Source organism: Solibacillus sp. R5-41 (assembly GCF_002736105.1).
Taxonomy (GTDB): Bacteria; Bacillota; Bacilli; order Bacillales_A; family Planococcaceae; genus Solibacillus.
Genome location: NZ_CP024123.1, coordinates 2118308 through 2130474 on the forward strand (window position 1 = coordinate 2118308; position 12167 = coordinate 2130474).

At 33.6% G+C, this 12167-nt stretch carries 12 protein-coding genes and 1 pseudogene; 1 reads left to right on the plus strand and 12 read right to left on the minus strand.

What is annotated here, in order from left to right:
• Positions 1-154: 154 nt before the first annotated feature.
• The 11 genes and pseudogenes from CSE16_RS10220 to CSE16_RS10265 form a co-directional block, all read right to left on the minus strand.
• Positions 155-970, minus strand: coding sequence for a lipid II flippase Amj family protein (locus CSE16_RS10220; protein ID WP_099423804.1), 816 nt, complete (start codon positions 968-970; stop codon positions 155-157).
• Between the two features lie 362 nt (positions 971-1332).
• Positions 1333-1941, minus strand: a complete 609-nt coding sequence (locus tag CSE16_RS10225; RefSeq protein WP_371514648.1) for a DUF6141 family protein — start codon at positions 1939-1941, stop codon at positions 1333-1335.
• A 461-nt stretch (positions 1942-2402) separates the two neighbouring features.
• A complete protein-coding gene (locus CSE16_RS10230) occupies positions 2403-3680 on the minus strand; it encodes an IS110 family RNA-guided transposase (protein ID WP_099423704.1) in 1278 nt (425 codons plus the stop codon).
• 255 nt (positions 3681-3935) lie between these two features.
• The gene (locus CSE16_RS10235; RefSeq protein ID WP_099423806.1) at positions 3936-4253 is read right to left on the minus strand and encodes a hypothetical protein; all 318 of its coding nucleotides are present in this window, start codon (positions 4251-4253) and stop codon (positions 3936-3938) included.
• Positions 4254-4391: 138 nt separating this feature from the next.
• Entirely contained in the window at positions 4392-4553 is a 162-nt protein-coding gene (locus CSE16_RS21370; RefSeq protein WP_157764789.1) for a hypothetical protein, read from the minus strand.
• 486 nt (positions 4554-5039) lie between these two features.
• Positions 5040-5384, minus strand: a complete 345-nt coding sequence (locus CSE16_RS10245; protein ID WP_099423808.1) for a hypothetical protein — start codon at positions 5382-5384, stop codon at positions 5040-5042.
• A 237-nt stretch (positions 5385-5621) separates the two neighbouring features.
• Positions 5622-5945 carry a hypothetical protein gene (locus tag CSE16_RS10250; RefSeq protein ID WP_099423809.1) on the minus strand — a complete coding sequence of 108 codons (324 nt, stop codon included), beginning with the start codon at positions 5943-5945 and terminating at the stop codon, positions 5622-5624.
• A 151-nt stretch (positions 5946-6096) separates the two neighbouring features.
• Positions 6097-6447 (minus strand): annotated as a pseudogene (def, locus tag CSE16_RS10255) (peptide deformylase); the annotation flags it as partial.
• Positions 6448-6750: 303 nt separating this feature from the next.
• Entirely contained in the window at positions 6751-8859 is a 2109-nt protein-coding gene (locus CSE16_RS10260; RefSeq protein ID WP_172954431.1) for a transglycosylase domain-containing protein, read from the minus strand.
• A gap of 201 nt (positions 8860-9060) precedes the next feature.
• On the minus strand, positions 9061-9189 hold the full coding sequence (locus CSE16_RS22050) for a hypothetical protein (protein ID WP_256376315.1): 129 nt from the start codon (positions 9187-9189) through the stop codon (positions 9061-9063).
• Between the two features lie 42 nt (positions 9190-9231).
• Positions 9232-9654: a VOC family protein gene (locus CSE16_RS10265; RefSeq protein ID WP_099423811.1), complete on the minus strand. Its 423-nt coding sequence runs from the start codon at positions 9652-9654 to the stop codon at positions 9232-9234.
• Between the two features lie 162 nt (positions 9655-9816).
• On the opposite strand from CSE16_RS10265, the gene CSE16_RS10270 reads away from it, so the two are divergent.
• A complete protein-coding gene (locus CSE16_RS10270; RefSeq protein WP_256376325.1) occupies positions 9817-10014 on the plus strand; it encodes a tyrosine-type recombinase/integrase in 198 nt (65 codons plus the stop codon).
• A 147-nt stretch (positions 10015-10161) separates the two neighbouring features.
• Here CSE16_RS10270 and CSE16_RS10275 read toward each other — a convergent pair whose 3' ends face one another.
• A complete protein-coding gene (locus tag CSE16_RS10275; protein ID WP_099423813.1) occupies positions 10162-11970 on the minus strand; it encodes a M3 family oligoendopeptidase in 1809 nt (602 codons plus the stop codon).
• Positions 11971-12167 lie beyond the last annotated feature (197 nt).

The following is a 12167-nucleotide window of genomic DNA, read 5'->3' on the forward strand; positions in this document are numbered from 1 at the left end:
GTTTGTTGTACTAAAGCCCCCGTTAGTTTAATAAAGACTTATTTATACTTTCTGGATATAAAGAACTGAATTATTGGGAATAGCATGACTGCAAAACAAAAGAGCTGTCTGAACAGCTCAAAGATTTTCTACTAAAGCACCCGTTCAATAATAATTAAATCCACTCGGCAAACCAAGCAACATAATATGCAGCAGGAATAAACAATAATTGAGCCAATATTGTTCCAAAAAATTTTGAGCTAATCATTGTTAATGAATAACTCTTTAAAAAAACATAATCACATTGCTTTTTCATCACTCTATCTGCTAAAACTGAAGCTTTTGGGTCTATAAATAATGTAAGCAAAATAGTTGCTACTCCATTAATTATTCCAGAGGACATTAATGCTGCCTGTGCATAATCCTCTGGGACTAACATTGATGCATATAAAGAAGACAGAACTCCAATTGTAAAAACTGCGGAGACAATAACATTAAATATAAATAACCGTTTCGGTATTGTCTTTAGTGTAATGCCACTCAAGTATGTCAATTTAGGTAATCTGAAGCACGCAATAATCTTTTTAATACCTTTAGGGTTTAATTGCTTTAAAAATGTTGCAACTACCGAACCTCTTTCATTAGATAATTGAATAATTGCTCTAGAAAAAATATTAATAAAGGTTGGAAATAAAAGTATACCCAGCAGTACACCAAGAGATGTTACCCCAATTAAAATCCTATACTGATCTTCTATAAAGCCTAATTTGTTTAAATCTGGTGCCGTTGCTATAAGTTTTGCTGTTAAGGGTTGTTGAATCATTGTTGAGAATCTTGAAACAATCACTAAAGTACTAAACAACGACATAGCAGTTGCTATTAATTTTACCCTTGTACCTGAAATCCGTGTAGAATAGGCTAAAGTCTCAATCATAGTAATGATTAGTAAGAACAAAGCTATTGCAACTACTTTACTTGTAATTAACTCCATACACACCCCTCCATAAATAATTATTCCCTTTAAATTAGAGTATAGCCAAAATTCAATAGAGTTTTTTAAATAACTATTTACCTCATTTCGAATTTAAATTCTGACGAAATATATGGAATAATGTTCCACCCTTTATTCAAGTAACCTGCTTCGTTAGTTTAAGTTTAACATTTCACAATGGATCACCGAAGCCTACTTGATGTTTTAGACATAAAAATAGACCATCGAAATGATGGTCTTGATTAACTAAAGCCCCCTTTAGCTTAAGTACAATTCTTCACAATTCTTAGTAAGAAGATGGCGGTCTCCGCTTGTTTAAGAAGAAAAATTGAAAATTTGATAATTGGTAATTATCATGAGGATTATTTAGTATTCTCTATGAAAGATAAATCTAATGCCTTTTTGAGCTCATCAGGATTTTTTGAGCCTATTATAACAATCTCTCCTGAAGCTAACCTTAATTCGACACCCTCGCTTCCTGCAATATTATAAAGGCGTTCTCCATTTAGATTAATACTAATCCCCCAACCTCCAAACCGTTTTAGCGAACTAAAAGAAACACTTTTATAATCCCGAATACTTTGATAACGGAAGTCTCGGTATTCAAAATGGAAGGGGACAAATTTTATATATACTCCATCTCCAAGTACTTCAGTTATCATCTTAACTTGGAACGCTAACAAGGGCATCATCAAACCGATCAAAACCCAAGCTATTACCAACCCAATATCCGACATCGGTTTGTCTCCGAATTGAATTCCGTAAATAACCTGTTGGATAAACCCCCACCAAAAAATGCCTGAAATAACAATTATCATTATGATATATAATAATTGTCTTGGCCGTTGAACTTCTCGATATAAAACAGAATCATCGTCTTTACGAATATCTAACCACTCCTTGCTTAACCTAATATCCTTTCTTTTTAAACAAATCTGCTCTTTAGTTGAATAAGATCCTGTAAATAAAATACCATAAAAATGTAAAAAACCTTATTTTTATTGAGAAAGCAACTATCTTTACGAAAAGAGCCTTTTATCTATTCCTCTTACTCCACTAAACTCCCTCTATAAACATTGAGATATCAACGGTTTCCATCACTTCGTGATTTAAGAAAAATATTTTTCTCCCCTCTGATAAACAGAGTCTTGAATTTATAGATTATATTACCAAGTAAAGCGTACGCTTCGCTAAAACTAATGAAAATCATTAGCTTTTTTATCCATTATTTTGATGCACAATGGATCTCTGCGATGCTTATGACGACGTACCCTCCCATGTCTCTTAGCGTCAACGCGCTTACATTCCTTCGTTCGGTCTATTCATAAGGCAGAGGCCTGCTAAGCTGCCCCGGGGACTCATAGTCTAAGTTTAGTGATATTGCCGGCTTCTCCGTATCATCCTTTTTGCTATAGCTCTTTGATCGAAATGCTTATGCTGCCTCTCCGAGAGAGTAGAGATCTTTCATCATAAGTTGCTCGTTAAAATACACTTTCTTTTTACAAATACCATGTAATATTTTCAGTAATTTACCACAGAGAACTACCATCGATTGCTTACCCCGTAAGGGATTCTGATTCCTTGTTGTGTAGTATTCGTGAAGTTGTTTGAATGCTAGGTTATGCCGAATCAAAGGAACAATCACTTTGAAAAGGATATGTCTAAGTCTCTTACGTCCACGTTTTGATATATGTTTTTGACCCTTATGTTGACCAGAAGAGTTTTCACGTAATGTTAGTCCCGCTAGTTTAATGAGTTGGCGTGGATTTTCGTAAAGTGAAAAACTCCCTACTTCGGAAAGTAGATCAACAATTGTCGCATCTCCTAAACCTGGTACTGACGCGAGTAGGTCATATTCCATCGTTGTCTTTGCCAATTCAGTTAATTGGTCATTCACTGCTTCGATTTCAGTTTCTAATAAGCGAAACTGACGTAGGAGTGTGGCGATTTCATGTTTGGCCATCTTTTGTCCTTCTGTCAGTCCTATAGAGTTTGAAGCCTTTTCAATGAGTAGCTTAGCTTTTGGTAGTTGTGGAGCTCTCATACCCCCTACCTGACGGTAGAAAAATACAAGTTCTTCCGCGGTTTTCCCTTGAATGTCCTGTGGCATTGGTGTTCTTTCTAATGCAGTAAGTGCCATTTTTCCGAAAGTAGGAAAGACTTGAGTGAATTCAGGAAAATATCGATCGAGCCAACGAATGATTCGATTTTTAATACTTGCTAGATCTTCCGTTAACTTTAATCTAAGAGTAGAACCAATCCGTAGTTCAGCTTCTACTTCTTTTAATATTCGTGGATAGCTAAAGCGTCCATCTTTCAATAACCGTGCGATGACTAATGCATCTTTTTTATCATTCTTAGTCGGCAAATTATCATCAAGTTCTTTCGAACGTTTGACGTGCATTGGATTCACCATGACAAGTGGGATTCCGTATTGATCTAAGAAATAGGCTAAGTTCATCCAGTAGTGGCCTGTAGGCTCAATCCCTATTATTACTTCAGTTTTCTTAGCTTCCTTCATCATTTGACGGATCTTTTCATACAAATTTTCGAAGCCTTCTTTCGATTGATGTACCGCAAAAGCTTTTTCTATTACTCGCCCGCGTTCATCGACAAAACATGCGTAATGAATACGCTTAGCAATATCCATGCCGACAACCAGTGTATTTTCAGTAACTTGATTAATTTTGTTATTCCATTTAGAATGCATAAAGGAGTCCTCCTTGTTTGATGATGGGTCAATGGTCGTTGACACTCATGCATCATACTAGAGGGCTCCTTTTCTTTCAAGACCTCGAACATCCTTCAAACAGGAATGCTGCCCCGTTAGTTTAATAAGAAAAAAGAGCTGCATATGCAACTCAATGATCTTCAAGTAAAGCCCCCGTTAGTTTAAGTACATTATTTCACAAACTCTAAACAAGTTACTAAAAGTATTTATGCTTTGTTAATTGTTTTAAAAATATTAGTTGTTAAGTAAAGAATCGCAAAATGGTTTACATAAACCTTGTTCTGACATACGTTCCAATAATTCTTTGGATGAAATCTTATTTGATATATTTTTTTGGATAGTTGAATTGAAAACTTCAAATTCTAAGTAGTTTACTTCTGGATCAACGCTAAAGGTTGAGAATTGTTCCTTTAACATTTTAAACGCTACAGTTCTTTTCTCTGAACTTTTTTGCAAATATGTTAATGTTGGTATAAACGTAACAAGGAAGTCTATTTCATTTTCAGTGAGATTTTTCTCCTTTAACCACTCTGTAACAGTTAATTTTTCCACATTAAATCCACCTTTAATTGCCCTTAATTAATATGGTAAGGACATTATTATTTTCTATTACTAACCTGCCCCGTTAGTTCAATTATATAAATTGTGCCGAATTTACTATTGCTGAAACTTGTTTAAAATTTATCTGATTCAAAAAAAAGGTTCAATACCTATTTCTTTTAATAAGTATTTGTGAGGGCTACGCTTTTCTGCTAACTGTTTTTTTGGAATTAAAATTTCTTCTCTTAAACGTTTAAACACATTAGGGTTATTAAGAAAAAAGAGCTGCATATGCAACTCAATGATCTTCAAGTAAAGCCCTCGTTAGTTAATTAAGAACAGAGACGCTTATTCAACAATCGCGCCCTTTAGTTGCACTATTATGGTGTATTCCAAAATAAAGACATAACTTCGAAAAACAATAAATAAATAACCGCAAGTATTGGGAAAACGTATAGCGATATCCTTCCTAATTTGTCCTTTTTGCTGAACAAGGATAGAACAAAAGAGAGTACTAGAAAGGTAAACCCGAGTAACATTGTTATGTTGTCATCAATAAACGAATCTCCCGTGAAAATATAGACACCAAGGAAAATAAGTCCAACAATTAGACTAATAAAAGAAAGCAACCCCATACTCTGTTTACTTTGCAATGTTGCCACCTCCCAAATTTTCAACTTTACCATAACTTATACAGCAATCTGGCCCGATTGTTGTACAAAAGTTAAACAACGCTCTTCAACTAATCTGCCCTGTTAGTTTAAGAGTACAATTAATATTAAATAATCTAACTTTTTATCAATATAAAAATTCGTTTCGTTTACTATTTTTAGGAATAACTCTGAATTTAGCAATTAAAAGAATCAGTAAAAAAACAAAACAACTAAAACCAGTATTATTACTTGTCAGTAGATTTAATTGGATAATTTGTATTGCAACTAATACGTTTAATATAAATGAAACGAGAAAACCCAATAATGAAACACAAGTTAAATAATTGCCGAATAACAACCTTCTGTAATTAGATACACCGAAGCTATTAGCTTTTTGGATAGTCAACGTATATTGAACTTGTCTAACTAAGCCATATGTGAAACCGATAATGAATAACATAACAACTACATAACCAATTACATCAACCATCTATTCATCTCTCCAATATTCCAATTATACACCAGTTACCTTTATAAAGATTATTCTTCTTGAACTAAACTGCCCTTTTAGTTAAAGATTCTTTTCAGAATAACCAATCTTAAAGCAAATAAGCTGTCATATTAGTGAAAACTAAAGTGACAGCTTATTTGAATGTTGGTTCTTTATTTATATGGCTTAAATCAACAGCACAAAATGTATGTATTTTCAGTCATATCTTTTTGTAAATTAGAAGGCATCTGGTACTACATTCCAAATGAGATAAATGGCAATCAGTATGTGGAACAAAACCCCGACACTTAGCATCAGATGGTTCTTGAAACTCTTAAGAATGGCGTTATATTGGTAATATAGCGCAAAAAGAACAAAGGCATAGACGACAGGCATTCCTACGCTGAACAGTAATTTACCCTTGTCTGAAACATCTCCTGGTGGTGCGTCGGCGGCATCGAATAAAATGCCCATAATCATAAAAGATAAAAAAATTTCAACAAAATAGGTGACTGTGGCTACGATTAGAAAATAAGCACCGTAAGCAATCGTTTGTTTCATAAAACTCCTCCGTGTAAAATCTACTTTAATTAACATTACCACAAATTCCCGACAATTTATTCAACTAAACTGCTGCGTTAGTTCAAATGGCTTTACACCTTCTTGAAGTAAAGCCCCCATTAGTTGAATAAGCCTATTTTATTGAACGCCGTCAACTATTTGGCAATTCAAATGGATTAGATTTGTTAATTTTATCGTAAAACATAATACCATTTAAATGGTCGAATTCATGTTGTGCAACTAATGCTTCATATCCACTAAAACTATGTGTAATAATTTCTCCATCAATATTATAAGCACTAATTTTAATTCTTTCATATCGTGGTACATAGCCTAAAACATTTCTATTTACAGATAAGCAACCTTCACCATCAGGTAAATAAACTATGTTTATTGAATGACTAGTAATTTTAGGGTTAATTAAAATGTACTCTTTACCATCTATATACATAACAAACATTCGCTTGTTTAAGCCTTTTTGATTAGCCGACAAGCCAACACCTGCAAGGCCCTATTGCTGAAAAAGGCACAATTCCTCTTCAAGAATTGCGCCAAATTGTTGAACAAAATTTCAATTAATATCCCCTAAATAAATGTCCCATTCTAAACAAATTGCAGTGAAAAAATTCAGAAAGCGACAGGAGTTTCAGCTGCAACATTAAACCGATCATTTAAAGAAGAGCAAATCTAGAAAAAATTTGCTCCTATCGTAGTTACCATATGTTACTCATTTTGTAGTAATTTCTAATCTTAGCACATAAAAAACCATCTCTATATCCAAAACATCTACACTTAATGTCTTTACTTAGTCCTCATCTTCCTTTTTATCTTTACTATTTCTATCCTTTTCTTCTTTCTTTCTATCCTTTTCCTTTTTCTTTTCCTCTTCTTTCCTTTCTTTTTCCTCTTCTTTTCTTTCTTTTCTCTCATCTCTTCTTTCCTTTTCCTCTTCCTCTTCTTTCCTTTCCTCTTCATATTTTTTATTCTTCAACTCTTGTTTATATTTGTTCTCAATCAAAGATAAGTCAAAATTTTCATTAGAAATCTCCGATGCAGACTTAGATATTATTTCTTTAAAAATTACTGTCGCAGTCCCACTGCTAGTTGATAAAAGATAATGATCTTGATCTGTTTTATCATACCCTAACCATATCGTACCGACTAATTGAGGGGTATATCCAACAAACCAATGATCTTTTGCTCCTCCTTCTGATAGAAATGGGAGCTGTGTTGTACCAGTTTTTCCTGCTATTTCTACACCTTCAACCTGAGCCTTTATCCCCGAACCTTCATTTACAACACCTTTAAGCATATATGTCATTTTTTGAGCAACATCTGGTTCAGTAACTCGCGTCGCATTTTTCTTCCATTCTCCAAGTAGATTCCCATTTGCATCCTCTATTTTTTGAATGGCATGTGCCTCTACCATTAATCCATTATTGGCAAATGTCGAGAATGCTTGTGCCATTAATAATGGTGATGTTCCTTTAGACATTCCTCCTAGAGCTAACCCAAGTCCATGATCTTCTTCAATTAATGGGATACCGAAACGCTCTACTGCATTTATCCCGTAATCCAATCCCATTTTGTTTAATAACCAAACTGCTGGTACATTATATGAGTTAACTACGGCATCATACATCGTCACTTGACCACGGTATTGCTTATCATAGTTAGTCGGTTGATATCCATCTATATTAAGCGGGTTATCCTCTAACAAATCAAATGTATCATATCCTTGTTCCAAAGCTGGTGTATACACTGCTAATGGTTTCATTATTGATCCAGGCTGGCGTATTAATTGTGTAGCATGATTGAAACCACGAAAAGTATGTTCGCCTCTTCCACCAACAAGAGCGTTAATTCCACCGGTTGAAGGATTAATAAAGATACCTCCACTTTGAATCAACTGATCCGTCTGACTTTCTGGAAACAAATTTCCGTTTTCATATACTTCTTCAGTAGCATTCTGAATAGTAGGATTTAATTCAGTATAAAAATGAAGCCCACCAGAAAGTACTTCATTTTCTGTCAGATCATATTTTTGAATTGCTTCCTCGATGATATGATCTACATAATAAGGATATTTACCTTTGTACTTGTCATCGATCTTCTTACTTTCTAATACAATAGTCTGTTTCTTCGCCTTTTCAACATCACTTTGGTCAATATATCCCTCATTTTTCATTAATGTTAAGACTATATTTCTTCTTTCAACTGCCTTATCTAAATTTTTTATAGGTGACAGAACAGAAGGCGCCTTAATTAAACCAGCAAGAATTGTAGATTCACTTAACGACAATTCACTTACATCTTTTCCAAAATAAGTTTGAGCAGCACGTTGAATGCCCCAAGCTCCCTCACCGAAATAAATTTGATTTAAGTATCGTTCAAGGATTTCATCTTTGGTATAAGTTCGTTCAATTTTTTTAGTTAAAATTAATTCTTTTATCTTTCTTGTAAAGGTACGTTCATGTGTTAGAAAAACATTTTTTGCTAACTGCTGTGTAATTGTGCTTCCGCCCGCAACAACTTCTCCACTTATCAAGTTTTGAAAAAATGCCCGAATGATACCTATATAATTAACACCATTATGCTTATAAAAACGCTGGTCCTCTGTTGATATAACAGCTTGTATGACTTCTTTTGGTATTTCTTCTATACTAACTCCTTCAATATTTGAATTAGATATCTTGCTTGCAATGTCTCCGTTTTGATCATATATAATAGTTGGCTGTGGAACCGGATTTTCTAATTTACTAATATCACTTTTCCAGATAAAGATATTAAAAATAAATAAACTAATTAAGACAAACGTTATACCTGCCAATACTAACTTAACTACAAAACTTTTAGATTGTATCTTATTCCATACAGTATTCCTAGACAATTTGCGTTCTTGTCTTCTTTCCATTCTTCCCACTTCTATTCCCACCTTCAAGCTTATTAATACACATTGCTTTATTGTTAAATATCTAACATTTTAAGTCAATACATAATAAAAAATTAACATTCTAAATTTATTTCTTTACCCCATTGTAGATATGCCTTACTCCATTAAATGGCCCGATTGTTGAACACAAGTTAAACAACACTCTTCAACTAAACTTCTGCGTTAGTTTAATAAAGAAAAAAAGAGCTGCCAACGCAACTCAATGTTCTTCAAGTAAAGTACCCTATAATTTAAGTTTTTTTCTTCACAACAAACAGTTCTTTTTACAGGAGTTGCACCTTTATCATCCATAGAAAAAGAGCTCCCCTAATTATTGGAAACCCCCAGTTTATCCTACTTAATTCTTTGAGCAATGGGGTGATCAACATTTAGTTGTAACAAATCCCATGAATTCCCATACAAATCCTTAAACACTGCAACTATTCCATATGATTGCTCTTTTGGTTCTCTCTCAAATTCAATTCCTTTTGATTTCATATCGTTATAATCTCTCCAAAAATCGTCAGTATTTAAGAAAAGAAAAACTCTACCGCCCGTCTGATTACCTATAAAGGTTTCCTGCTCAGGTTTAGATGCTTTAGCTAATAATATTGTGGTACCTACTGAACCAGGAGGGGACACCACTACCCAGCGTTTGTTTTGTTCTGGTTGATAAATATCTTCGACTAATTCAAAATTTAGCTTCTTTGTATAGAATTCTATTGCTTCATCGTAGTCTTTTACTACTAATGCGATATGAACTATTGATTGAATCATTATTGTCTCTCCTATTGTTATAGAATGATTAAGTCACTTTGTATTTTAGCACTTTTATTACTGACTAACACTTTTATGACATAAGAAAAATGACATTTCTTTATTTAAGTAAACTGCTCCGTTAGTAAAAAAAACGACTGCTCTATTGAACAATCGAAGCGGATCTCCGATCGTGCTGAAATTAATAAAGAGATTCATCCACACCAACGTAGACACAGCTATGCAACTCACTTGTTGAATAATGGCGCTCCTATTGAAATCATTCAAAGTCTTATGGGGCATGAGAAAAGTGAAACCACAAGGTTATACGCTCAATTATGCGGAAAACTACGGAAAGAGTATTATCAAAAGTACTTTTAAATGTAAAATGAGCAACGTCATAAAAGACGTTGCTCTACTTTATTAAAGCACCCCGTTAGTTTAAGTGAAAACATTCACAAAAATATTAGTAATCGCACTATAAAAACTGTTCATTTTGTAACATCACTTTGTCGAATCGACTACTTCTTATTCAATATCATCCAAAGAAGTTAATTTTAGAAATTCCTCAGCATCTTTCACACATATTTCCATTCCTTTTTCCCAAAATTCCTCCGAAGTAATGTCTTCCCCTAAATGTTTCATAACTAAATCTTCAACGGTCATACTTCCTGAATCACGAAGTAAGTTCAGATAATCCTTTTCAAACTCATTCCCTTTTTCCTTTGCCTTTGCAAAGATACCTAAAGCAAAAAAATACCCAAAAGTATATGGGAAATTATAAAAAGGAGATTGCGTAATATAATAATGTGGTGTCCATACCCAAGAATAAGTGGAAGGCTGTTCTAGTGATTCATCATACGCTTCATGTATTGCATCTCTCATTAACTGAGTTAGACGAGCTGATGAAACAATCCCTTCTTTACGTTCTTCGTAAAATCTCTGCTCGAATAAAAATCTCGAATGAATATTCATAAAATTCATAACACTACATTTTAATTTTTCATCCAATATAATCAACTTATCTTCTTTTGACTTTGCCTTTTGCATAGCGGCATCAAAAATAATCATTTCTGAAAAGGTTGATGCAGTTTCAGCAACGCTCATAGGATAACGTTTATTCACCCCATTAACAGACTTCATAGCATAATTATGGAAAGCATGACCCAATTCATGAACAAGAGTTAACACATTCAAAAAAGTACCCCCAAATGTCATAAAAACTCTTGATTCACCAGTGAGCGGAAAAGCAGCACAAAACGGAACAGCGGACTTATTGGCACGGTCTTCAGCTTCTATCCAAGCTTCATGGAAAGCTTGCTTAACGAAACCTTCTAATTCGGTTCCAAACTGACTAAAATGTTCCGTAATTAGTATAGCGGCTTCATCGTATTCTATCTTTTGATTACTATTGGTAACGGGAGCCCAAAAGTTATATGCTTTCATGCTGGAATCACCCATCATTTCAGCTTTTCGATTCAAGTAATTAGAGAAAGGTTTTTTATATTTACTGATTACTGACCACATAGCATTCAGTGTTTCTTCCTTCATTCTGTTATCTTTCAAAGGTGCTTCTAATACACTTTTTACTCCAGACTTTTTATATACTTGTAAACGGAAGCCAGCAATGTGATTTAATATTTTTGCAAATAGCTCTTCTTTTTCTTCCCCTATAGATTCTAAAGCATTATGAGATTCCTTTCTCACTTCCTCATTAGGATGTGACCGTAAGTTAATTGCTTGTCCTACTGATAAATTCTTTTCTTTTCCATCAACTTGAACATTTACGTTAATACTACTTACTAGCGCATTATAAAAATGACCCCACGCATGATATCCATCAGCCATTAAATCAGATATTAAATTTTTCTCTTCATCAGAAAAATGCTTATCTGTATTTTCACGCCATTCGTTTAGAACAAATCTATAATCTTCTAATTCTTTAGTTTCAATTAAACTTTCCCATACATCCTGCTTTGTATTTGCTAATATTATTTTCACCTTTGATAATTTTTTTTCAAAATTGGATTCTATTTGAGCTACTTTTCCTCGCAAAGTTGCAGCATCCTGATCTTTTGTGTTTTGTGAATGAAGACAAGTGATAAAAGAATTAGCTTGTGACAAGTTGACGCGAATTTCACCAATATATTCCACTAACTTTCTCAAGTTAGCCGCTTCATTTGTTGCTAATGAAGTAGTATATGATTTAACACATCGTTCTAAATCACGACCAAGAACTTCCAACCTCTTTATATAATCTAAAAATTGATTTGATTTGCTTCCACCTAGAAAAATCTTATCCAAATTCCAATTCTTTTGATACCCCATTTTCTCCATCATCTTCCTCCTAGAATAATATGTATTAAATCCACACCGAACATATATTCCGATTTTAGCATATACTTATTCAACTAAACTGCAGGTTAGTTTAAGTACATTTCTTCACAATATTTATATTTACATTAACATAAATATCCAAAAAAAATCATCTAACCTCTAAGAAATCTATAGAGGAAATATGATTTTAATCAATC

Bases quoted from the DNA above. Each gene is read 5' to 3' on its own strand.
- CSE16_RS10265 (WP_099423811.1), bottom strand. From the start codon at position 9,654: ATGATTCAATCAATAGTTCATATCGCATTAGTAGTAAAAGACTACGAT.
- CSE16_RS22050 (WP_256376315.1), bottom strand. From the start codon at position 9,189: ATGGATGATAAAGGTGCAACTCCTGTAAAAAGAACTGTTTGTTGTGAA.
- CSE16_RS10230 (WP_099423704.1), bottom strand. From the start codon at position 3,680: ATGCATTCTAAATGGAATAACAAAATTAATCAAGTTACTGAAAATACA.
- CSE16_RS10245 (WP_099423808.1), bottom strand. From the start codon at position 5,384: ATGGTTGATGTAATTGGTTATGTAGTTGTTATGTTATTCATTATCGGT.
- CSE16_RS10250 (WP_099423809.1), bottom strand. From the start codon at position 5,945: ATGAAACAAACGATTGCTTACGGTGCTTATTTTCTAATCGTAGCCACA.
- CSE16_RS10220 (WP_099423804.1), bottom strand. From the start codon at position 970: ATGGAGTTAATTACAAGTAAAGTAGTTGCAATAGCTTTGTTCTTACTA.
- CSE16_RS10275 (WP_099423813.1), bottom strand. From the start codon at position 11,970: ATGGAGAAAATGGGGTATCAAAAGAATTGGAATTTGGATAAGATTTTT.
- CSE16_RS10260 (WP_172954431.1), bottom strand. From the start codon at position 8,859: ATGGAAAGAAGACAAGAACGCAAATTGTCTAGGAATACTGTATGGAAT.